Raw genomic sequence first — 21,944 nt, forward strand, 5'->3', positions numbered from 1 at the left:
GTCGGTGGGTCACCGCTACTGCCGGGCATGGTCATGCCCCGTTGCGTCGAGGACCACCTGCTGCCTGCGGCTGGGGCCGCGCGCCGAGGGTCTCGGTATGCGACGTCGTACGAGGAAGCACTCACCACCGCAACGCGGACCCTGCAAGCCGGTTCGTGGCAGATCACCCAGCCGGACGTGGATGCGGCGGCGGTCATCTTGCGCCGGCTGTGGCAACCGTACTCTGACCTGCTCCAGACGCAGGAGCCCGATCCAGATCAGGTGATGGCGCGGCGGGCGGCGGTCCCCGCTGCGTGCGAGGAAGCCCGGGCCGTGGCGGAGATCGACGCCCGGTTCGCCGCGCTGCTGAGTACGGTGCTGGCCGCGGTAGCGGAAGCCGGGGACGACCAGGCTGCCATGTGGCGGTTGGGTACTTTCGGTGAGACCGTCTTCGCTGTCGGGCAGGGCCCGGAGATCTGGATCTGCCCCACCACGGCCCTGGCTCAATCCACCGGCGCCCTTCTGCCGCGCCGGGCCGCAGGCGGCGCGATGGGCGCCCTCTTTGGTGGTGTTGCAGAGCACTCACCGTAGAACAGGCCCCACACGCAGCGCAGTCGGTTCCCCGCAGCCTGAACACGCTGACCAGCCAATCACGGTCACAGCGGACCGCGTTCGGTCCATCGTTCCGATCTCCTCAGCGCGAAGGGCAGCAGAATGCGGTTCTGTAGGTGGAAGTACGCTGTGAGGAGCCGGATCTGCCGGCCATAGGTCATTTCGCGGATGTCTGTTTCCAGTCTGAGGCGGTCCTCCTCCGAGCGCGCCCGAAGCGGGATACCCTTGTGGATCATGGCCCGGATGATCTTCGCGCGACGGCGGTAGTAGCGATGCACGTTCGCGTTCTGCGCCAGTGAACGCAAGAGCTCCGGTGCGCGCTTATCGTCGAATTCGGCGAGAACTCTGGCTGCCTTGACGTGGACGAAGGACTTGATCAGAACACTGCAGTCCGAACAGCTGGCAGGATTGGCCAGTTCCAGAAGAACGGTCCGGGCCCGTGAATCCTCCAGCCTGGACAGCGAATGTGCGGCGTTGACACGTGATACGGGATCGAGGCCCTGGTCGCGGGTCATGGCCACGAGTATCGCGCGGGCGCGCGGGTCGCCGAACCGCACCCCGAGCAGGCGAGCCGCAAGGGCACGCCCGGAACCGTCGAAGCGGCTGTCTTTGGCCAGGGACAACAGCAGCTCCTGGGCGTTGTCGTGCCCGAGCTGGGAAAGGCCGCCTGCCGCGAAGACCCGGGCGAGCGGATGGAGACCGTCTCCGTGCACCAGTTCCAGCAGAATCTTCGCTCCGCGCTCGTCCCCGCCTTCGGCGACCCTGAACGCCGCCTGGACTCTGGCCAGGCCGTTGAACAGAGGCATGAGTTTCCCGGCTGCCTCGTTGGACCGGATGACAGGCAGGGGTGAGAGGCCGGCCGCGTTCGCGTCCCGGGCGATGCCGAGGAGGATCGACTGTGCACGAGCATCATTGAGATCGGCCAGTGCCAGGGCCGCCCGGAGCGACGAGTTGTGCAGGAGGTTCGGTCGGCCGGCTATCGAGGCCAGCGCTTCGGTCGCCGTCGTCACCGTTTCTCGCTTCAGCCGGGTCCCCAGCCGTGCCTGGGAGGCGATGAACTCCAGGTCCGAAAGCTCTCCGTCGCGGGCCAGCCGGTGCAGCGTACGGCCGCCGCTCCCGTCCGCCGCTTCCGCGTCCAGCAGGAAACCGATGTACGACATGTGGGCGGTGCGACGGGCCGTCCGGGCTCGGCGGCCACCCGGCAGATCGGGAAGGAGGCCGGGGCCGAGGAACGCACGGAGTTCCTTCTTCCACTGCTTGGCGGATCGGGTGGCGGCCTCAGCCGCGAGGTAGTCGGCGAGTGTCTGGTGGAGAAAGTGGAACCCGGATTCGTCCTCCGTGAACAGGCCGCTGTGTCTGAGGAGATCGCCGAGGAACTGCAGCCAGGTCTCCTCCGGGACGGGGTCGGGCCGTGTCGCCTCCGGGCGCCCGCGCACGGCGTCGAGGACGCTGAAGTCTCTGCGGACCGGGGCGGCAGGCGCGATGAGGGCGGCGGAGAGGGCGATCTGCCTGGAGGCGACCTCGGCCACCATCGTGAAGAAGCTGTCGACGGTCAGCTGGGCCTGGTGCAGCACCGCGTCTCCATAGCGGCCGAGTGCCTGGCGTGTCTGCTCCCTGATGCCTGCGAGGCCGGCGGCATGATGGCGGTCGGCGAGAGCTCCGACGAAACGCCGGAAGAGGTCGCCTCGGTCGGCCGGTAGAGGCTCGTCCGGTGCTGCCAGGCGAAGAGCACACAGGAGGGCGCCCATGAGGGGGACTGTGCCCATCCCGTCCGTGGCCCAGGGGGACCGCACCGATCCTGGCGCCATCGGCTCAGCACTGGCACGGCCGAACGCGCGGAACCAGTTCACCGCGAGCTGGTGGAGTTCTATCGCGTCGAAGGGGAGCAGTTCGAAAGCTTGAGTGTCCGCTCCCAGGATGCTCAGGTGGTCTTCAGGGAGGGGTCTGGTGGTGACAAGGAATCGGAAGGGGCTGCTGCCGTGTTCGGCCTGGTCCCGGCAGCCGAAAGCCGCGATGGTCTGCAGCGCTTCGCGTCGTTGCTCCGGCAAAAGGATCTCGTCCAGGGCGTCCACCATCACCAGCCATGGAACGCCGCGTTCCGGCTCGGCGCGGAAGACGTCCAGGGATGGCTCCTCCAGCAGCCCGAACCTGCTCAGGTCCCGGGTGACAGCGCGGCAAATGGCCTGCGGTAACGACTCCTTCCTCACCAGGTCGCTGGCTCGGAGGAGAACCGGCAGCACAGCCACGTCCTCACCTGCGAGACGTCGTGCGGCGAGGGATGCCAGCACCATGCGCAGCAAGGTCGACTTGCCGCCTCCCGACCCGGCCGTCAGTAGCGTCACACCCTCGGGCTGGTGGAGCAGGCGATGCATCAGCTCGTCCGCGGAAAGTTCGGCCGACACGATGGCAGCGGCCCCTGATCCGCGCGGGCGGGCTCGCTGACCGACATGGATGTCGGTCAGCGGTGGGGCCGCGCCCAGGATGCTGCCGATGTACGGGTGTTCTCGCGTCGAAGCGAGTGCCGCAGACAGGTAGGCGTGAATACGCTGTGCTCGCGGGTCGGTGTCTCTCAGCCTGCCCGGGTGGTGGGGCAGGCCGATCAAGGTGTGGAGCGTGTCGCGTTCCTCGCGGGAGAGCTTCTGATGCCACCGGTCGACCCGGCTCGCGGTCAGAGTCCCCGCGCCGTCGGTGGCGCGGTGCTCGCTGACGACACCTATCAGACAGCCCCCGCTCCACACCGCTGCCCCGGACATGCCCTCCCAGGGCGAATGACGGGCGGAGTCCGGGATGTCGCCGGGAGGTTCGACGGTGATCTCGAGCGTGCCTTCGCGCCGCCCCGACAGACCGGCGGCGTGCCCGTACGCATGCCGGGTGTCACGATACTCGATCCCGCTCTCGCGCGTGCCCCCTTCACGGCGAAGCTTGAAGAGGGGAAAGCCCATCGCTTCGCACGGCACGGCACCGCTCAGCCGCCCGTACCGAGGAGCCCCCTGCACCTGCGGCGGGACATCGTCACCACCGGCGCCCGATACCGAACGAAGCCTCAAGACCGCGATATCAAGCCCGGAGTGCAGAAATTCCGTGTCGGCCTCGATGTCGCTGGGGGCGCCACCGTCGTCCAGAAAGCGAACCCGGACATGGCACGCGCCGTCAAGGACATGCGCAGCGGTGAGCACCCGGCCCGATGCGACCTGATAGCCGGATCCCCGTCTGCCACCACCGTCTTCGCTCACGGTGACGATCTGGACGACCTGACGATCGTCCAGCCCGCTCAGAACACGAAGTCCGCCTGCGTCACTGCTCATGAGAGCCGGCCGTACCGGAGACGAAGGGACGCGTTCTGACACCACCCGACTCGACCGTGGGCTGCAGAGACAACTTCACCCGCTGGACGGCATTGTGGTTGAGCGATCCGTCCACGCCGAGATCCACGACCCAGAACTTCACCTTCGCAGAGGTTCCGGCTTTCTTCTCCAGCGCGAGCGACACCTCCAGCTCGACCGATCCCAGTTCGAATTTGAGGGCCTGCCCGTTGGCTGCTGCGATGGACTGCTCAAGTTCTTCCCGCAGATCTCTCAGAACGGCCGACAGCTCGATCATTGCTCTCCCCCTTGGACCGACTCGAACTCCGGGCGCTGAAATGGTACGCACTACGCCCCCGGCATGCCGATCGTTTCGGCATAACGCGGTGGGTTTCCGCAGAAGTCTCTCCTTCTGGTGTCGGGAAAGTCGTACGTCACGATGGGATATGAGTTCGACGCGGGAACGGGTTCTCACCGCCTGCGGCTCACCGCCGAACGGGTGCCTCTCCTGTCGCGCGGTTCCCCGTCGGCCTTCGGCCTGCCGTCGGCACCGGACTGCGGTGCCATGGCTTCTTGTTGAGTGGCACGCTGCCTGCCATGACGTCGACCCCGTACGAGCTGCCGGAGTCGCGCTTCCCGTACGGGCCGCAGTGTGCGGTGGAGATCGTGGCCGGGTCGGCTCCCCGGCCGGACGGTGTTCTACAGGTGGCGCCGGTGCCAGGTGACCATGGAGCGCCTCGGTGCCCGTGACCACGGCATCCTGGCCGCGTACGACGCGTCAGTGGTCGTGATGCGGGCGCTGGGCCCGGTCGGCCTCTAGACGTGGACCAGCTCATGTGGCGCGTGCGCGGATGCCTGGTTACATGGGCGTTCGAGCCGGAGCGGTGCGTGGTGGCCGTGCTCGCCGAGGATGACCCTGTACGCCGCGGCCACCAGTTCGAGGTCACGGCCGAAGAGAACGTCCCGGCCCTGGTGCCGTTGTACTCCTCGGCCGTCCAACTGATCGTTTCAGAATGGGCGCCGGACAGTCATTCGTCGTCGAGCCGGTGAAGGACCTGCGCGAAGTCACCGCAGTCGAGCAGGCCGGTCAGCACCTGCGTGATGTTGTCGATGCCGGGGTCTCGAACGATGAGGCCGTCGGAGCACCAGAAGTAGCGGCCGTCCAGGTCCTCGCCGGTTCGGGAGCCCTTCTCCATGAGGCGTTCGACCTCGGCAAGGGTGAACACGGTCCCGCGCTCCAGCGTGACCCGTCCGCCGCCCCGCCTGGCCCGCCCGGCCCGTCGGTTCCGACCAGTTCGCGAATGGGCGTGCGACCCCGGGTGCGGAGCGATCCTATGGCCGCCGGATACGCGGTCTCGCACCCCGCGCTGCTGTATGCGCCGCCTGCGCGGGCCCGTTTGAGGAAGGCTGGGAGCAGGACACCGCCGTCGCCTTTCGCCGCCGGTTTGTCACGCAGAACCATGCACCGCCTGCGGCGTTCCCAGACCGACATCACCATCGATGCCGAGGCCGTCCGCGCCCAGGTCCAGCACGACTGCTCCACCGCCCAGGCCTGCCAGGGAAGCCGACGCGACGTCGCGAGGCAACACGACGTCGACGTCGCCGCGGTCGCCACCGTGTGACTCTGCGACGACAGCGCTCCCTCGGCGCGGTTCACGCCGGTCGTGCTGCTGTGCCCCTTGCCGGAGTCGACTGTTCCCCTGAAGCCGCGGGCAGACCTGCCGCATGACGACGGCAGAGTACGACGACCAGCGGCGCGACGCAGACGCCCGTCTGTGGGAGCACCACCTCCACACCGACACCATGATCTTCGAGCGCGGAAACCTGTTCCTCCTCGCCCAATCTCTCCTGGCGGTTGCCTACAGCACCACTGCCACATCGGGCACCACTCACGCGGCAGCACGTGTCTTGGCCGGCTTCGGGCTCGCTCTCACCGCCATCTGGGCATACGTAGGACACCGATATCACCGCTACAACCGGGCGATCCAACGACGTACTGCAGAGCGCCTACCGGACTACGCGGAAACCTATACAGCCAGCCGCATCTCTGGTCCCAGCGCGATGCCGCTGATCGCCTATGCGCTTCCGATTCTCGCCGCCGTCATGTGGATCGTCCTGCTCATCGTCACGTAGTTGGCGCTGCTACTCCGCTGCCGCAGGGGCCCGACGGTCAGTGGCAGTCCGGGCCTCCATTGTGCGTCAGCGGATGCTCTTGCCGGCGTTCATGGCCTGCCGTACTGCGGCTCACAGCTTGTGGCTTTCTGCATAGGCGAACTGAGCCGAGACTGGTCGGTCGACGCCGACCGTCCAGGACGTGCCGCGCTCCGGGCGTTGGCCATCACGCCGGCGTTCACCGCCTCGGTCATCCCCCGTGCCCGCCGCATCCGGCGCCGGCCGCGACCGGCACACCGACGAGCAGAACACCGCCGTCGCCTTCGCCGCCGGCATCAGCGCAGTGCCGCCCCCACGGCACAGCCGCGGCCCCGTGTCGTCGTCCACGGCCACAACCCGCCGCAGCCGGGGAACGCCGTCCCTGCCCGTACGGGCACTGATGTACGGCACCGGCCCCAGCCAGAAGGGAAGCCGTCAACTGGCCCCTCGTACCCGCCCCGGGACTCCAGCTGCTGCCCGAGCCGGCCGCGTCGTTCCACCCCGCCGACCTGGACGTCGCCGTCACCACCGACGGCGAGCCGCAGCCACTGCCGCCCGGCACGGACCTGGCCGCCTACCGCATCATCCAGGAAGCCCTGACCAACGTCACCAAGCACTCCGCTGCCACCACCGCGAAGGTCCGGCTCACCTACACCGGCTACCGACTCACCGTCACCGTCACCAACCCCGGCGACACCCCGCTGGTTCACACGGAAGTCACCCCGGCTCCCGCTACGGTCTGATCGGCATGCGCGAACGGGCCGCGGCCCTCGGCGAACGGTTGCACGCTGGCTCTCGGGCCCGCGTGAGAGCCTCGTCGTCGGCGTCGATGACCGGCGTGCAGCCGATGTTGCACGCCCGGGAGGTCGGAACGCCGCCCGCGCCCGAGGGGCGACCGGAGGGCATCTCCCCGTCGCGGGCATCCGGCACTCGCTTGCTCTGGGCATGGCCGGTGCGCCTCACAATTCCCTCGCTGCGCAGGGTCCGCGAGCGGGACCCCGACCGTGCCACCCAGTCCTTTCCGAGGGCGAGTTCCGCGGATACGCGAAGTTAACTTCCCGGACTCGGGGGTGAGACCGGTCCGGCCGACGATCGCAATACCTATCAAGCGACAGGTATCTGTCGAACGATCGGAGGTGCGGCGATGAGCCGGCCCGAACTCCCTCTTGCGCAGAGCCCTGGCGGCGGTGGTACGACCAGCCCGGCCCTCTTCGGCTATCAGCAGGAACTCCGCCGCGGCGTGGGCAGCTTCGCGTCGTTCGCCGCGGGGTTCTCCTTCGTGTCGATCCTCACCACCGTCTTCCAGCTGTTCGGGTTGGGCTTCGGTCTCGGCGGCGCGGCGTTCTTCTGGACCTGGCCGCTGGTCTTCGCGGGCCAACTGCTCGTCGCGCTGTGTTTCGCCGAACTGGCCGCACGCTGGCCCATATCCGGGGCGATCTACCAGTGGTCGAGCCGGCTGGCCGGCACCACGACGGGCTGGTTCATCGGCTGGATCATGATCATCGGGCAGATACTCACGGTCGCGGCGGCCGCGATCGCGGCGCAGGCGGTACTGCCGGGTATCTGGTCCGGTTTCCAGATCGTCGGCGGTCCGGGTGCCGATCCGTCGGTCGGCTCCCCGACCGGCGCGCAGAACGCGGTCCTGCTGGGATGCGTTCTGCTGGTGATCACCACGGTGGTGAACATCCTGGGCATCCGCCAGATGGCCGCCGCCACCAGCTTCGGCGTCACGGTCGAGATCATCGGCGTGCTCGCGCTGGTGCTCATCCTCTTCTTCCTGCCCGAGCGGGGTCCGCAGGTGGTGGCCCACCCCACCGGCTGGGCCGGCCACGGCGGCTACTTCGGGGCCTTCCTCGCATCCTCACTGATGGCGGCGTACGTGATGGTCGGCTTCGACTCGGCGGGCGAGCTGGCGGAGGAGACCCACAGCCCGCGCCGAACCACTCCCCGGACCATCCTGCGGGCCCTGATCACCTCGGGTGTCGGCGGCGCGTTGCTGATCCTGTCGGGGCTGATGGCGGCGCACAGCCTGACCGACGGAAAACTGGCAGCCGGTGGTCTGTCCTGGGTGCTCACCGACCGGCTCGGCGGGGTTCTGGGCCGCCTGCTGCTGTGCTGCGTGGCAGTCGCGGTGTTCGCCTGCACCCTGGCCGTACAGACCTCCGGGGCGCGGATGATGTACTCCATGGCGCGCGAAGGCGCCCTGCCCTTCCACCGGCACCTCGGCAAGGTCTCGGCCCGCACCGGTACGCCGATCAGCACGTCGGTCGTGGTGGGCGTCGGCGCCGCGATCGCGCTCGTGGTCAACATCCGCCAGTCGGCGATCTTCACCGCTCTCTCCAGCCTCTGCATCGCCCTGCTGTACCTGGCCTATCTGGGCGTGACGGTGCCGCTGCTGGTCACCCGGATCCGGCGAAGGCGCAGCGGCGGGCTGCCGGTAGGCGTCGACGAGACCGGTCGACCCCTGTTCTCGCTGGGCCGATGGGGAGTGGCGGTCAACGCGCTCGCCGTGCTCTACCAGGCCGGCATGACGGTCAACCTGATCTGGCCCCGTGCGGAGATCTACGACCTCACCGGCGGCACGTGGTGGTTGCGGTGGAGCGCCCTGCTGTTCATCGGGCTCAGCCTCGCCGCCGGTGCCGGCTACTTCCTCGCCCGCCGGCTGCACCGCCGTATCGAGCTGAGGCACGTACCCCACACGCACACCGAACCGTCCCTGGACGCGCAGGCCGTCGCCGAGCCCGCCTGAGGGCCCGTGTGACGCGAGGGGACGCACCGATGACGTACCGACGAAGGGACGACGGGACATCCATGACCACCGCCGAGAGCTCGACGGCCGTACCGCAGCACGGCCGCTACCCGACCGGGCAGGCTCCCGCCCGCGCCCGTGATCTGCACCTGACCGACAGCGTCCGAAGTGCCCGCGAGGACGCCCGCGCCCAAGGCGGTCAGGCCGGCGCATGGATGCCGTACCTTCCGGCGTCGGACAGCCCGTACTGCCCGCCGGGGGTGGACGCGGCCGCCCTGGTGTGGGCGGAGACGGTGGCGCCCGGCGGCTACACGCACAAGGTACTTGCCCGCGGCACGCGGCTGCGCTTCGACGACCCGAGCGGTGACGCCTGCGCCCACCTGCTGCTCTTCAACGCCCTGGAGCCGGTGGAGCGGCTGAACGTGGCCGACACCCAGAAGGTGCCGTGGCAGGCGTATCCGGGCCAGAACCATCCGCTGCTGTCCGGCGACGGCCGGGTCCTGGCCGTGGTCAGCGGTGACTCCTCCGGTCGGCACGACGCCTTCTGCGGCACCACCACGGACGCCTGGAACGAGCGCAAATACGGTGACGCCCGCCACGAGGGGCCGTCGCCGTCCGGCCGCGGGCTCTTCCTCAAGGCGGCCGCCAAGCACGGTCTGAGCCGGCGCGACCTGCCGCCCAGTCTCTCCTTCTTCCAGGGCGTGCGCGTCGAGCCGGACGGCACCCTGGCCTGGCAGGGCAGCGCGGGTGCGGGCACGCATGTCGAACTCGTCGCGGAGATGCCCCTGCTGGTGCTGCTCGCCAATGCCGCCCATCCGCTGGACCCTCGTCCCGGCTACGTCGTCGGCCCACTGCGGGTGCACGCCTGGCGCGGTGCCCCGACCGGCCCGGACGAGCCGCGGTTCACGGCGACTCCGGAACTGCACCGGGCGTACCTCAACACCGTCGACTACTGCGAAGCCCGGGGGCTGTGACATGGCGACCACACGGACCGGGACCACGCCCGTCAGCTACCCGGCCGCCGACGGCGGCACGGTCGCCTCCACCGTCCCGGTCGGCGCCGTCCACGCGGAGGGATCCCCCCTGGACTGGGGAGCGAGCCTGGTCGAGGGCGGCATCGTCCTGGACGAGACGGTGGCCCCCAACGCGCCCTGGTCGGCGGTGGTGCGCAAGGGGCACGTCCTGACGATCGTCGACGTCGGCGGCAACCAGTCGGCCGACTGTCTGCTCTACAACGCCGACGATCCCGAGGAGCGCTACAGCGTCCCCGACACCCTGGCCTGGCAGGGCAACGCCTACGTACGCACCGGCACCGTGCTGCGCAGCAGCGAGGGCCGCCCGTTGATGACCGTCGTCGCCAACGAGGTCGACCGCCAGGACACCATCGGCGGCGCGTGCGGCAAGGAGTCCAACACCCTGCGCTACGGACATCATGTGATGTTCCAGCACGGCTGCCGCGAGAACTTCCTCGCCGAGGCCGGCCGGCATGGCCTCGGGGTGCGGGACATCGTCTCCAACCTCAACTGGTTCATGAACGTGCCCGTCGAGGCGGACGGCGCGCTCGGCATCGTGGACGGCATGTCGGCGCCGGGCCGCCGGGTCGCGGTGCGCGCCGAGAGGGACGTGCTGGTGGTGGTGTCCAACTGCCCGCAGATGAACAACCCCTGCAACGACTTCAACCCCACTCCGCTGCGGATGATCGTCGTGGAACCGGCACCGGTCGACGTCGACGCACGGTCCGCGCAAGCCGCTCGCACCGCGGAGGGAGCCGCGTGACCCGCCCCACCGCCGTTCTCGTCGCCAACCGCGGCGAGATAGCCCGCCGCGTGATCCGCACCGCCAGGAGGATGGGCCTGGGCACCGTCGCCGTCTTCTCCGACGCCGACCGCGCCGCCCCGCACGTCCGCGAGGCCGATCACGCGGTCCGCCTCGGTCCGGCGCCCGCCCGCGCCTCGTATCTGCGCGGGGAGGCGATCATCGAGGCCGCGCTCGCCCATGGCGCGGGCATCGTTCACCCCGGCTACGGCTTCCTCTCCGAGAACACCGCCTTCGCCCGTGCCGTGGAGGAGGCCGGTCTGCGTTTCGCGGGACCGACCGCCGACCAGATCACCGCCTTCGGCGAGAAGCACACCGCGCGCGCCCTGGCCAAGGCCGCCGGGGTGCCGCTGCTGGCCGGGACGGAGCTACTCGCAAGCGCCGAGGAGGCCGTCACCGCGGCCTCCTCGATCGGGCTGCCCGTGATGGTCAAGGCCACCGGCGGTGGCGGCGGCATCGGCATGCAGGCCTGCGCCACCGCCGATGAGGTACGCGGGGCCTTCGCCCGCGTCGCGGCGCTCGCGGAGTCCAACTTCGGGTCCGCCGGGGTGTTCCTGGAGCGCCTGGTGCGCCCCGCCCGCCATGTCGAGGTGCAGGTCTTCGGCGACGGCTGCGGCCGGATCGCCGTCTTCGGCGACCGGGACTGCTCGTTGCAGCGCCGCAACCAGAAGGTGATCGAGGAGGCCCCGGCCCCGGCCCTGCCTCCCCATGTGCGGGAACTGTTGCACGACTCCTCGCGCCGGCTGCTCGCCTCGGTCGGCTACCGGGGCGCGGGGACCGTGGAGTTCGTCTACGACCCCGTGCGCGAGGAGGCTGCCTTCCTTGAGGTCAACACCCGCCTCCAGGTCGAGCACCCGGTGACTGAGGAGGCGTACGGCGTCGACCTCGTCGAACTCATGCTCGTCCTGGCCCGCGACGGCTGGGTCGAGGACGCGGTGTTCGAGCGGAGGTGGACGCCCGCCGGCCATGCCGTGGAGGCCCGCGTCTACGCCGAGGACCCCGGCAAGGACTCGCTGCCGTCCTCGGGCCTCATCACCAGGGCGGCCTTCCCCGGCCAGGGCGCCGGCGAGATCCCCGGCGTGCGTGTCGACGGCTTTGCCGAAACCGGTCTGGAGGTCTCGCCGTACTACGACCCCATGCTCGCCAAGGTGATCGCGAAGGGACCCACCCGGGAGGCCGCGTTCGAGGTGCTCGGCCAGGCCCTGGCCGCGAGCCGGGTCGACGGCATCGTCACCAACCTGGGCCTGCTGCGCGAGCTGACCTCGCGGGGCGAGGTGCGCGAGGCCGTGCACAGTACCAGCACGCTCGCCACCGCGGCCGACCCCGAGCCGCGCATCGACGTCCTGGTGCCGGGGACGATGACCACCGTCCAGGACCTTCCGGGCCGGCTCGGCCACTGGCACGTGGGCGTGCCGCCGAGCGGCCCCTTCGACGCCGTCTCCTTCGCCGAGGCCAATCTGGCCGTCGGCAACCCGGCCCAGGTGCCTGGCCTGGAGGTCACCGCGGGCGGGCTGAGCCTGCGCTTCTCGGCCACCACCGTGGTCGCCGTCACCGGCGCTCCCGTCCCGGTCACAGTCGACGGCTGCGCGGTAGCCCTCTGGGAGCCGGTCACGGTCCCGGCCGGCGCCACCCTGGTGCTCGGCGCCTGCCGAGGGCCGGGCCTGCGCAGCTATGTGGCCGTCCGGGGCGGCATCGACGTACCCGAATACCTGGGCAGCGCCTCCACGTTCACCCTCGGCGGCTTCGGCGGGCACGCCGGTCGGGCGCTGCGCGCCGGAGACGTACTGCGGCCCGGAGCTTCGTCGACCGCCGGCGGCGGCCCCACCCCGCCCGGGCGCCGGCCGGCGATCACCTCGCACTGGCAGATCGGTGTCACCGAAGGGCCGCACGCGGCGCCCGAGTTCTTCACCCGCGAGGACATCGACACCCTCTACGCCACCGACTACAAGGTCCACCACAACTCGGCCCGCACCGGCGTCCGCCTGATCGGGCCCAAGCCGCGGTGGGCCCGCCAGGACGGCGGTGAGGCCGGGCTGCACCCCTCCAACATCCACGACACGCCGTACGCGGTGGGTGCCCTGGACTTCACCGGCGACACGCCGATCATCCTGGGCCCCGACGGTCCGTCCCTCGGCGGTTTCGTCTGCCCCGCGGTGGTCGCCAGCGGCGAACTGTGGAAACTCGGCCAGCTCCGCCCCGGCGACACCGTCCGCTTCGTACCGGTCCGGGAGGCCGAGGCGGCCGCTCTCGATGCCCGCCGCTCCTCCCCCACGCTGATCAGCACGGGCGGAGACGGCGACGACGGCGTACTCGGCCGCCTGGAGGCCACCGGCGCCCGCCCCGCCGTCACCTACCGCCGGGACGGCGACGACAACGTCCTGGTCGAGTACGGCCCCATGGTGCTCGACCTCGGCCTGAGGATGCGGGTCCACGCCCTGCAGGAGACCCTCGCCGCGCACGCGCCCGACGGCATCCTCGACGTCACCCCGGGCATCCGCTCCCTCCAGATCCACACCGACGCCCGCCGGCTGAAGGCACGTGATCTCACCGCCCTGCTGCGCGAACTGGAGGACGAAGTCCCGCCCAGCGACGAACTGGTGGTTCCCTCCCGCACGGTGCGGCTGCCGCTCAGCTGGGACGATCCGGCGACCCGGCTCGCCATCGAGCGGTACATGGCCGGTGTGCGCGACGACGCCCCGTGGTGCCCGTGGAACATCGAGTTCATCCGCCGAGTCAACGGCCTTCGGACCGCCGACGACGTCTACCGCACCGTTTTCGATGCCTCCTACCTGGTGCTCGGCCTCGGCGACGTCTATCTCGGCGCCCCCGTCGCCACCCCGCTCGACCCACGGCACCGCCTGGTCACCACCAAGTACAACCCCGCCCGCACCTGGACCGCGGAGAACTCCGTCGGCATCGGCGGCGCCTACCTGTGCATCTACGGCATGGAAGGCCCCGGCGGCTACCAGTTCGTCGGCCGCACCGTGCAGATCTGGAACCGGTTCCGCAAGGGCGGCCTGTTCCAGGACTCGCCGTGGGCGCTGCGCTTCTTCGACCGCATCGAGTGGTATCCCGTCACCGCGGAGGAACTGCTCGAACTGCGGGCCGAGACCGACGCCGGGCGTGGTGACTTCCCGACCGAGGAGGGCACCTTCTCGGTCGCCGAGTACAACGCGTTCCTGGCCGCGGAGGCCGACTCGATCGCCGCGTTCCGCCGGCGGCAGAGCACCGCTTTCGAGGCCGAGAAGGAATGCTGGCGAGCCGCAGGAGAGTTCGACCGCGACGACGATCCCGACCCCCCGACCGCCGCCGCTGCCGTCACCGTGCCGGACGGGGCGATCCCGGTCACCGCGCCGTTCACCGCCACCGTCTGGCAGATCGCCGCCGAGCCAGGCGCCACCGTAGCGAGCGGCGATGCGATCCTCTCCCTGGAGGCGATGAAAATGGAGTCCCCCGTGAACGCCCCCGCCGCCGGGACGCTGCTGGAGATCTACGTCAAGCCCGGGGAACAGGTCGCCCCCGGCCAGATCGTCGCGGCGGTGCGGGCATGAACGCCATGGCACCGGCCGCCCGCGTCCAGGCCGCCTACGACCGCATCGAGGGCGTCGGCCGGCCCGAGATCTGGATCCGCCTCAGGCCACGCGAAGAGGTGCTCGCCGAGGCGGCCGGCATCGACCCGGCGCTGCCGCTGGCCGGCCTGGTGGTGGCCGTCAAGGACAACATCGACGTCGCCGGCCTTCCCACCACCGCGGGCGCCCCGTCGTACGCCTACGAACCGCAGACCGACGCGCCGGCGGTGGCGCGGCTGCGCGCGGCCGGCGCGGTGGTGCTCGGCAAGACCAACCTCGACCAGTTCGCCACCGGCCTGGTCGGCACCCGCAGCCCCTACGGTGCGGTGCGCAACGCCTGGGACGCGGCCCGCATCTCCGGTGGGTCGTCCTCCGGATCCGCCGTCGCGGTGGCGCTGGGCATCGCCGACATCGCGCTCGGCACCGACACGGCCGGCTCCGGGCGGGTACCCGCCGCCCTCAACGGCATCGTCGGCGTCAAGCCCACCAAGGGCCTGGTGCCCGTGACCGGGGTGGTCCCCGCCTGCTACACCCTCGACTGCGTGACCGTCTTCGCCCGCGATCTGCAACTCGCCCGCACTGCCGCGGAGTTCACCGAGGGCCCCGACCCGGCCGACCCGCTCTCCCGCACCGGCATGCAGCTCCCGCCGCCCCCAGCGCGCGCCCGGATCGCCGTACCGGCCGGGGAACATCTGAAGGGCATGGCCGACGGCTGGCGCGAGGCCTTCGACGCCGCCGTCGCCCGCATGGCGAGCACCGGGGCGGAGATCGTCGAAACCGACATCACCCCGCTGCTTCAGGCCGCGGAACTGCTCTACGGCGGCGCGTTCGTCGCCGAGCGGTACGCCGCCGTCGGTACGCACCTGGAGAAGCACCGCGACCTGATCGGGGCGGACCTGGATCCGACCGTCGCCTCCATCGTGCTGGCCGGCCGGGAGAAGACCGCCGCCGACTGGGCCGCCGACACCGCCAGGCTCGCCCTGCTGGGCGCCGCCGGACGCGCGGTGCTCGACGGCTGCACGGCCCTCCTGACCCCGACCACCACCTGGCACCCCACCCTCGAGGAGGTGGCGGCCGACCCGGTCGGCGCCAACGCCCGGTTGGGACACTTCACCAACTTCGCCAACCTGCTGGACTGTGCCTCGCTCGCCGTTCCCGCCGGGTTCGTGGACGGCCTGCCGTTCGGCGTGATGTTCACCGGACCGGCCTTCTCCGACCGCGCCCTGGCCGCGCTGGCCGAGCGGTTCGCCAACCCCGGGCTCGACCTGTTCGTGGTCGGCGCCCACCTCACCGGTCAGCCGCTCAACGCCCAGTTGGTGCAAGCCGGCGCCACCCTGGTCGGCCCGGCTCGCACCGCAGGCGGCTACCGGCTGTACGCCCTGGCCACCGAGCCGCCCAAGCCCGGCCTGCTCCGGGTCACCGGGGGCCGGCGGGCCGCCGGCACCGGGGCGGGTCACGGCACGGCGTCAGGCGGCGACGTGGGCACGGGAATCGAAGGCGAGATCTGGCGGCTGTCGGCTTCCGGTTTCGGGGCGTTGACCGCCGCCGTGCCCGCCCCGATGACCATCGGCACCGTCGAACTGGCCGACGGGCGGCACGTCTGCGGCTTCCTCGTCGAGCCGTATGCCGTCGAGGGCGCGCCCGACATCACCCGCTTCGGTGGCTGGCGGGCCTACACGGCGTGCGCGTGATGCCTACACGGCGTGCGCGTGACCGGAGGCCACAGAGCGGAAACCCAGGTGGCAGGATGGGGGCATGACGACGACGCGTCCCCGTCAAGGCAGGCCCCGGCACACGCCGCCGTCCGACCCCGGCACCTCGGCGCGGGAACAGATCCTCGATGCTGCGGGGGCGCTCTTCGTCGACCATGGGATCACCAGCACCAGCACCCGCATGATCGCCGAGCGGGTCGGCATCAGGCAGGCCTCGCTCTACTACCACTTCGCCACCAAGGAGGAGATCCTCGCCGAGTTGCTGGCGACGTCCGTGCGGCCCAGTCTGCAGATGGTGGACCGAATCCGGGCACTGGTGCCCGAGCGGGCGAATCCGGCCGCCGCGCTGTACGCCGTGGCCGCCATGGACGTACGCACCCTCTCCCGCACTCCGTACAACATCGGCACGCTCTATCTGCTGCCGGAAGTGCAGGCCGAGCGGTTCGACACCTTCCGGGCCGAGCGGGGCCGTCTGCAGTCGAGCTACGGCACCCTCGGCGCCCTGGCGGCGACCGAGGACGTCGCGCGCGGCATGCCCGCCGAGCGGATCGGAGAACTGCTGATCCAGCTGGTGGAGGTCGTGATCCAGATACGGCGCTCCCGTGAGCCGGATGCGGCGGACACCGATGCCATCGCGTCGTCATGCCTGCGCCTGTGCGGGCTCGGGGAGCCGGCGGTGGCTGCCGCCCGGGACGACGCACGGATGCTGCTGAGCAGCCTGTACTGACCGCCGACCCACCGCACCCTCCCGCGCCGCCACCCGGCGCCGTTGAATGCCTCGCGCAACGCGGCCACGCTGGGGACACCGGAGACATTGCCGTCGGCGCCCCGGTACAGGCGGCAGGACACGCCCGGCACCGCCGCGGCCGGCGCGAAGGGGTCCACGCCGTCCAGCAGGATCGTCGGCGAGCCGGTCATCCCTCGCGCGGCTGCCTGCCTCTGGTCATGGACCTCGACCAGCTCCACCTCCGCCGCCCGGCCTGCCAGTGCCGCGGTGACCCGCTCCATGGCCAGCGGGGCGTTCGGGCACTCCGGAACCGTCAGCACCGTGATCCGCATCGTGATCGTCCTCCCGGCTCATCGTCTGCCGCGACGTTAGACCTTCCAGCGCACTGGAAGGTCAAGGCCTAGCCTGGCGGCATGCGCATCGGCGACCTCGCGGCGGTCAGCGGACTGACCACCAAGACCATCCGCTTCTACGAGCAGGCCGGCCTGCTGCTCGCCCCACCCCGCACCCCCGGCGGATACCGCGACTACCCCGAGCAGACCGCCGCCCGGCTCGCCTTCATCCGCGACGCCCAGGGCGCCGGCCTCAGCCTCGCCGAGATCCGCTCCGTCCTCGGCCTGCGCGACTGCGGCCAGGCCCCTTGCGCACACGTCACCGCGCTCATCGACCAGCACCTCGCCGACATCGAACACCGCCTTGCCGAACTGACCGCCACCCGCGAGGCGCTGCGCGGCCTCGCCCGGCGTGCCGCCGCCACCGACCCGGCCGCCTGCACCGACGACGACATCTGCACCATCCTGATCCCACCGCGCACCCGGCCCGCCGCCTCTCACAGATGACTGCTTCCGAGAGACCTGCTCGGCAGGGCCGCACAACCCGGCGCGGGCCGGGATTGCGTGAACGGCCGGGGAAGTGGTCAGTTTCTCCGAAGTGCTAGTCGATGGCCGGTTGTCCTGTCGGTCACGGCCCTCGATCCGAGGACGTTGTGCAGGGCAACCCGCGTGGGCCCGAATCGGGCATCAGCCGGGCAGACGAAGCCAGGGCGCATTCGTGTGGTGACCTGCACGGACAGAGAGACAGCGGTTGGGGTCTCGAACGCACGGAGGCGAGGGGCTTCCTCGCACCCGCCCCAGTCCACCATGACCGTGAGGATGCGATCGTCGCCGCTCACTGTGACCGGTCCGCTGATCGGCTCGTTCCTTGATTCAGTCCTTGTGGTTCCTCCCATTGTTGAGCAGCCTGTCAGGACAAACAGCGTGACGATGGCCACCGGCACGACGTGATGATTGAGCGTCTTCGACTTCACGTGAGTTCGACGCCCGCGGGGGCGGTGAGGTTCGGCCGTCCCGCCCCGCAAAGCCGAACCCGAGCCGCATTCCTCATGACCGGGTGAGAATCCGGGCCCGGAGGAGTACGTACGAGGCCCGGCCGCGCATCTCTCGCTTCAGCGTCTTCACGCGGCGCACGTGCCCCTCAACGGCACCGGAACTCCATGGCAGGGGTGGGCCGGCAGTGACGGCGTCGACGCCCTGGCGGAGGAGGCCGGCGAAGCCCTGTATCGGCTTCGGCTGACTTGCCCAGCTTGACGGAACCACTCCGGCAGCAACTCCCCGCCGGTGACGCACCAGATCGGCGAATGCGCTGCCGTTGACCAGGGAGTGCAGGGCGGGCAGGTCATCGGTGAGGACGCGATCCGTCCATGCGGGCACGTCCTTGATACGCAGATCGCGCAGCATGCGGGCGAAATCGCGGGCGTGGCCTGCGGGGTCAAGGTGGGGCAGGCGGCCCGTATCGCTTTGAGCTCGGCTGCGTCGGTCTCGGAGAGATGTCCGGCGTCGGTCATGATCCAGCGGACACGTTCGCGTGCCGAAATATCGACGAACCGATCAGGGAGTCCCCACGGTGCAGGGTACTCCCTGGCCTTTTCCCGAACCCCGATCAGGCGTCTGATCGTCCTCAGCGTATGCACGCCAGGGACGTCAGGGAAGTTGTGCCAGAACCTTGGATCTCGCCGCCCGTGCTCGGCGTAAGAAGTGGGGCGAAGAGCGACTCGGAACCCTTCAGCCGCGGGCCGACGCAGGCCGCCAGTGCGCGCGTAGTCCCTCAGCTGCCGCGCCCGCCTGTGCCCTGCCCGCCTGGTAGGCCGCCTTCCACGCTTCAGGGTCGCTCTGCTCGGCGTCCAAGAGGCGCACCGCGGCCGGATCGGGGGCCAGGACGTGGGCGCAGCCGGCTGTGGGGTGGGGGTGGCGATGGGCGAGCGGGTCGACCACCACCGTGCGGGCACCGCCCGCCAGGTCGGCGTTGGTGCCGGCTCGCAAAGCCCCGTCCAGGTAGCGGCGGCCGTCGACGGCGACGGGTGGCTCGATCCCGGGGAAGGCGCTGGACGCGGCGACCGCGCGAACCAGTGGGACGCCCGCGGCGGCGTCCCACACGATCGGCTCGCCGCTCTCGGCGTCAACGGCCGGGATCAGCAGAGGGCGTCGCGGCCAACTGTCGGCGGCGATCAGTGCGGCGCGCTGGGCGATCAGCTGGTTCTCCGCCTCCGCGTCGACCGTTTCCAGTGCGATGCGGCCCACCCGGCGACGGGCATCCGCAGGGTCAAGGCCCGGGTCGCCGAGGACGGCGAACACCGCGCCTGTCACTGCCGAGTCGGGGCGGTGCGGCGCGGACGAGGCGCTGGCGGAGGGCCGGACGGTGGCGAGGCGGGCGGGGTCCTGCCCGGTGGCGAGGACTGCGGCGACGATCGCCCCGGCAGAGGTGCCCACGATGAGGTCGGCCTCGCCCAGGTCCACCCCGAAGCTGCGTAGGCCCGCCGTCAGTCCAGCCGTCCATGCGGTGCCAAGACGCCCGCCGGGCCCCAGGACCAGTGCCCGGTCGAGGTCGTGCGTGCCGTCGGTGTCCATGACTCTCCGTCCGTTATTGAAACGCCCGTGTCATATACTTGCACAGCGCTATCGCACGAGAGGACGGTGGACTGTGGGACGACCTTCCGATCCCGACCGACGCGACCGCGTTCTGGCGCAGGCCACCGACTACGTCCTCGCCCAGGGGCTGGCCGGATTGAGTCTTCGTCCGCTGGCCAAGGCACTGGGTACCAGTCCGCGGATGCTGCTGTACGACTTCGGCAGCAAGCAGGAGTTGGTGGCAGCGGTTCTCGCCGAGGCGCGCCGGCGCGGCGCTGAGCGCCTGACGCACGACCTGCCGCCGAGCGGCGCCGACGTCGAGGAGCGGCTGCGCGGGATCTGGACGTGGCTGAGTGCGCCCGAACGAGCCCCGTTTGTTCGACTCTTCTTCGAAGTCCACGCCGACCTGCTGGCTCACCCCGAGCTCTACCCGGACCAGGCGGGGGCCGTCACCGACTGGTTTGGCCCACTGCGCACCGTCTTCGCCGACGTCGCCACCGGGAACGACGACACCGCCACCCCCACCCTCGTCATGGCCGTCATGCGAGGCCTGCTGTTCGACCTCACTACCACCGGCGAACGCGAGCGCACCGATCTCGCCCTGGAGCAGTTCGCCGCCCTCCTGCAGAGGCCCACACCCTGACCCGCCCCTAGACGGGCAATCAACACTTCGAACGAGGACACCTCGTCGAACGTCCCGAAGGCGCAGCCTGACACACCTCAACGGATCCGGTGTCCGTGCCGACGATTAGTGTTCGGCCACATGCGAGAGTCCGGAGGGGCAGTCATGGCTGAGGATCCGATCGACCTGATCCGACTGGAGGGAGATGGCAAGAGCGTCATTCTCCGCATCGTGGGCATGGAGGTGCGGAAACGTCCCACCGAAGCCGATGCCCTGGTCGGAGAGTTCCTGGTCGATACGCCCTTCGTCCGTGGCACCCTCAAGACATGGGTCTTCCCCGAGGACCTCCGGCAGTGGCAGCAGGCTCTGGACTCGCTCGACGCGGGACAGGACATCGCCTGGCGCGAGGGGAAACGCAGTCCGTGGCTGTTCATCGAACTCGACGAGGACGATGACCGGTGCCAGGTCACGATCAAGGACCAGTCAATGTCCCTGACGACGGTGACGGTCATCGTCCCACTGGTCGATGCCTGGTTCGACGACGCATACCAGCGCCTTGACTTGGTCTGGGAGACCTGGCCCATGACCGATTGAACCATGGCCAACGAACGAGATCGCCTGCGTCGCGGCGCTGCCGCCGTCCACGCTGATCTGCACACGCCGCCCGCACCGGTCCCTGAGAGGCCGTACCGCTCGCCCCGGGCTACGCTGCCAGCGGGGGGCCGTCGTGGATCATGGAGCCAGCCATGCCGAAGCCCGAGCTGTCGAGGAACCGGTCGTCTCTGGGGCACAAGCTCCGATATGCCGTACGGCATCCCGGGCGGATCCCTCCGTATCTGCGCCGGGCCGCGCGGGACACCTGGCTGGGCTTCCGCCACCGTGACCACGTCGCGTACTACCGCGCCGTCATGGCCTCCGACACCGCGCGCAGCCCCGAGCGTGCCGTCGGCAGCGGCTCGGAGGCACGGTGGCTGGCGCTCGGCCAGATGCAGTTCGACTACCTGCTCGAACACGGACTGAAGCCGCAGGACCGGATGCTGGAAATCGGCTGCGGGAACCTGCGCGCGGGGTGGCGGTTCATCGACTACCTCGACCCCGGTCACTACTACGGGATCGACATCTCGCCGGACATCCTCCTCGAGGCACAGCGCACCCTCGTCCGCCGGAGCCTGCAGGGCCGCCTCCCCCACCTGGCCCTCGTCGAGAACCTGACGCTCGACTTCCTGCCCCCGGGCTGGTTCACCGTGGTGCACGCCCACAGCGTCTTCTCACACTCGCCGCTCGAGGTGATCGACGAGTGCCTGTCCAACGTCGGGCGGGTGCTCGCCCCCGGCGGCTTCTTCGACTTCACCTACGATCGCACGGAGGGCCCCGAGCACCAGGTGCTCCGCGAGGACTTCTACTACCGCACCGAAACCCTCCTCTCGCTGGCCGAACGGCATGGCCTGACAGCCCGCTTCATGGACGACTGGGAACGGCGCCCGCACGGCCAGTCGAAGATCCGGGTCACGCACGCGGTGGCGGCGTAGCCGGTTCAGCAACACCCCGCAGCGCCTCGAGGAAAGGTCTTCCTGCTGTGCATACCGCGCTCCCCCACTCTCACACTGCTGAACGCTGACGAACCGACAGCAGGAGCCGTAATGGGCCGGTAGTCAGCGGGCCCGGGTCACGGTGACGGGAACGTCCGGGCAACTGTTCAGGACATCAGCGAGCGCGGCCTGCTCGTCAGCACCGACGCTCAAGCCCCAGCGGGTCCGCCTTGGGCCGGTTTGACGCGACCGGTGGTCAACCAAGTCGTTGGCG

At 70.3% G+C, this 21,944-nt stretch carries 19 protein-coding genes; 14 read left to right on the forward strand and 5 right to left on the reverse strand.

Features of this window, described 5'->3' with window-relative positions; translation table 11 throughout:
* The first annotated feature begins 27 nt into the window (after positions 1–27).
* Positions 28–570: a hypothetical protein gene (locus tag ACZ418_RS38100; protein ID WP_468372166.1), complete on the forward strand. Its 543-nt coding sequence runs from the start codon at positions 28–30 to the stop codon at positions 568–570.
* Positions 571–635: 65 nt separating this feature from the next.
* Here ACZ418_RS38100 and ACZ418_RS38105 read toward each other — a convergent pair whose 3' ends face one another.
* Together ACZ418_RS38105 and ACZ418_RS38110 are read right to left on the reverse strand one after the other, a co-directional pair.
* Positions 636–3,896, reverse strand: coding sequence for a trypsin-like peptidase domain-containing protein (locus tag ACZ418_RS38105; protein WP_468372169.1), 3,261 nt, complete (start codon positions 3,894–3,896; stop codon positions 636–638).
* Positions 3,886–4,191: a trypco2 family protein gene (locus tag ACZ418_RS38110; protein ID WP_468372172.1), complete on the reverse strand. Its 306-nt coding sequence runs from the start codon at positions 4,189–4,191 to the stop codon at positions 3,886–3,888. Before ACZ418_RS38110 ends, ACZ418_RS38105 begins: the two co-directional genes overlap by 11 nt.
* Positions 4,192–4,715: 524 nt before the next feature.
* Between ACZ418_RS38110 and ACZ418_RS38115 the strand changes: the two genes are divergently transcribed.
* Positions 4,716–4,943, forward strand: coding sequence for a hypothetical protein (locus ACZ418_RS38115; RefSeq protein ID WP_468372174.1), 228 nt, complete (start codon positions 4,716–4,718; stop codon positions 4,941–4,943).
* Here the strand turns inward: ACZ418_RS38115 and ACZ418_RS38120 are convergent.
* On the reverse strand, positions 4,922–5,119 hold the full coding sequence (locus tag ACZ418_RS38120; protein ID WP_468372176.1) for a hypothetical protein: 198 nt from the start codon (positions 5,117–5,119) through the stop codon (positions 4,922–4,924). The genes ACZ418_RS38115 and ACZ418_RS38120 overlap by 22 nt on opposite strands.
* A gap of 234 nt (positions 5,120–5,353) precedes the next feature.
* Between ACZ418_RS38120 and ACZ418_RS38125 the strand changes: the two genes are divergently transcribed.
* The 9 genes from ACZ418_RS38125 (at position 5,354) to ACZ418_RS38165 (ending at position 17,455) form a co-directional block, all read left to right on the forward strand.
* Positions 5,354–5,515 (forward strand): hypothetical protein, encoded by a 162-nt coding sequence (locus ACZ418_RS38125; protein WP_468372179.1) that lies wholly within the window; start codon positions 5,354–5,356, stop codon positions 5,513–5,515.
* Positions 5,516–5,618: 103 nt separating this feature from the next.
* The gene (locus ACZ418_RS38130; RefSeq protein ID WP_468372182.1) at positions 5,619–6,026 is read left to right on the forward strand and encodes a hypothetical protein; all 408 of its coding nucleotides are present in this window, start codon (positions 5,619–5,621) and stop codon (positions 6,024–6,026) included.
* Positions 6,027–7,188: 1,162 nt separating this feature from the next.
* Positions 7,189–8,793 (forward strand): amino acid permease, encoded by a 1,605-nt coding sequence (locus tag ACZ418_RS38135; RefSeq protein ID WP_468372185.1) that lies wholly within the window; start codon positions 7,189–7,191, stop codon positions 8,791–8,793.
* Positions 8,794–8,855: 62 nt separating this feature from the next.
* Positions 8,856–9,767 (forward strand): urea amidolyase associated protein UAAP1, encoded by a 912-nt coding sequence (locus ACZ418_RS38140; protein WP_468372187.1) that lies wholly within the window; start codon positions 8,856–8,858, stop codon positions 9,765–9,767.
* 1 nt (position 9,768) lies between these two features.
* Entirely contained in the window at positions 9,769–10,569 is an 801-nt protein-coding gene (locus ACZ418_RS38145; protein ID WP_468372190.1) for an urea amidolyase associated protein UAAP2, read from the forward strand.
* Positions 10,566–14,159, forward strand: coding sequence for an urea carboxylase (gene uca, locus ACZ418_RS38150; protein ID WP_468372192.1), 3,594 nt, complete (start codon positions 10,566–10,568; stop codon positions 14,157–14,159). The genes ACZ418_RS38145 and uca overlap by 4 nt, the downstream gene beginning before the upstream one ends.
* Positions 14,160–14,164: 5 nt before the next feature.
* A complete protein-coding gene (locus ACZ418_RS38155; RefSeq protein ID WP_468372298.1) occupies positions 14,165–15,868 on the forward strand; it encodes an allophanate hydrolase in 1,704 nt (567 codons plus the stop codon).
* Between the two features lie 64 nt (positions 15,869–15,932).
* Positions 15,933–16,616 carry a TetR/AcrR family transcriptional regulator gene (locus ACZ418_RS38160; protein ID WP_468372195.1) on the forward strand — a complete coding sequence of 228 codons (684 nt, stop codon included), beginning with the start codon at positions 15,933–15,935 and terminating at the stop codon, positions 16,614–16,616.
* A gap of 413 nt (positions 16,617–17,029) precedes the next feature.
* Positions 17,030–17,455, forward strand: a complete 426-nt coding sequence (locus tag ACZ418_RS38165; RefSeq protein WP_468372197.1) for a heavy metal-responsive transcriptional regulator — start codon at positions 17,030–17,032, stop codon at positions 17,453–17,455.
* 540 nt (positions 17,456–17,995) lie between these two features.
* Here the strand turns inward: ACZ418_RS38165 and ACZ418_RS38170 are convergent.
* Positions 17,996–18,352: a hypothetical protein gene (locus ACZ418_RS38170; RefSeq protein WP_468372200.1), complete on the reverse strand. Its 357-nt coding sequence runs from the start codon at positions 18,350–18,352 to the stop codon at positions 17,996–17,998.
* Between the two features lie 324 nt (positions 18,353–18,676).
* Positions 18,677–19,519 carry a patatin-like phospholipase family protein gene (locus tag ACZ418_RS38175; protein ID WP_468372202.1) on the reverse strand — a complete coding sequence of 281 codons (843 nt, stop codon included), beginning with the start codon at positions 19,517–19,519 and terminating at the stop codon, positions 18,677–18,679.
* 73 nt (positions 19,520–19,592) lie between these two features.
* On the opposite strand from ACZ418_RS38175, the gene ACZ418_RS38180 reads away from it, so the two are divergent.
* The 3 genes from ACZ418_RS38180 to ACZ418_RS38190 all read left to right on the forward strand — a co-directional run bounded on the left by ACZ418_RS38180 (position 19,593) and on the right by ACZ418_RS38190 (position 21,670).
* A complete protein-coding gene (locus ACZ418_RS38180; protein WP_468372204.1) occupies positions 19,593–20,162 on the forward strand; it encodes a TetR/AcrR family transcriptional regulator in 570 nt (189 codons plus the stop codon).
* Between the two features lie 144 nt (positions 20,163–20,306).
* Positions 20,307–20,735 (forward strand): DUF5959 family protein, encoded by a 429-nt coding sequence (locus ACZ418_RS38185; protein WP_468372207.1) that lies wholly within the window; start codon positions 20,307–20,309, stop codon positions 20,733–20,735.
* A gap of 152 nt (positions 20,736–20,887) precedes the next feature.
* On the forward strand, positions 20,888–21,670 hold the full coding sequence (locus ACZ418_RS38190) for a class I SAM-dependent methyltransferase (RefSeq protein ID WP_468372208.1): 783 nt from the start codon (positions 20,888–20,890) through the stop codon (positions 21,668–21,670).
* Positions 21,671–21,944: the final 274 nt, after the last annotated feature.

The sequence above is a fragment of the Streptomyces sp. NPDC030820 genome (assembly GCF_055572075.1).

Coding starts and splice junctions, on each gene's coding strand:
- ACZ418_RS38100 (WP_468372166.1), top strand. CDS start 28: ATGGTCATGCCCCGTTGCGTCGAGGACCACCTGCTGCCTGCGGCTGGG.
- ACZ418_RS38105 (WP_468372169.1), bottom strand. CDS start 3,896: ATGAGCAGTGACGCAGGCGGACTTCGTGTTCTGAGCGGGCTGGACGAT.
- ACZ418_RS38110 (WP_468372172.1), bottom strand. CDS start 4,191: ATGATCGAGCTGTCGGCCGTTCTGAGAGATCTGCGGGAAGAACTTGAG.
- ACZ418_RS38125 (WP_468372179.1), top strand. CDS start 5,354: ATGCACCGCCTGCGGCGTTCCCAGACCGACATCACCATCGATGCCGAG.
- ACZ418_RS38130 (WP_468372182.1), top strand. CDS start 5,619: ATGACGACGGCAGAGTACGACGACCAGCGGCGCGACGCAGACGCCCGT.
- ACZ418_RS38135 (WP_468372185.1), top strand. CDS start 7,189: ATGAGCCGGCCCGAACTCCCTCTTGCGCAGAGCCCTGGCGGCGGTGGT.
- ACZ418_RS38140 (WP_468372187.1), top strand. CDS start 8,856: ATGACCACCGCCGAGAGCTCGACGGCCGTACCGCAGCACGGCCGCTAC.
- ACZ418_RS38145 (WP_468372190.1), top strand. CDS start 9,769: ATGGCGACCACACGGACCGGGACCACGCCCGTCAGCTACCCGGCCGCC.
- ACZ418_RS38155 (WP_468372298.1), top strand. CDS start 14,165: ATGGCACCGGCCGCCCGCGTCCAGGCCGCCTACGACCGCATCGAGGGC.
- ACZ418_RS38160 (WP_468372195.1), top strand. CDS start 15,933: ATGACGACGACGCGTCCCCGTCAAGGCAGGCCCCGGCACACGCCGCCG.
- ACZ418_RS38165 (WP_468372197.1), top strand. CDS start 17,030: ATGCGCATCGGCGACCTCGCGGCGGTCAGCGGACTGACCACCAAGACC.
- ACZ418_RS38170 (WP_468372200.1), bottom strand. CDS start 18,352: ATGCTGCGCGATCTGCGTATCAAGGACGTGCCCGCATGGACGGATCGC.
- ACZ418_RS38175 (WP_468372202.1), bottom strand. CDS start 19,519: ATGGACACCGACGGCACGCACGACCTCGACCGGGCACTGGTCCTGGGG.
- ACZ418_RS38185 (WP_468372207.1), top strand. CDS start 20,307: ATGGCTGAGGATCCGATCGACCTGATCCGACTGGAGGGAGATGGCAAG.
- ACZ418_RS38190 (WP_468372208.1), top strand. CDS start 20,888: ATGCCGAAGCCCGAGCTGTCGAGGAACCGGTCGTCTCTGGGGCACAAG.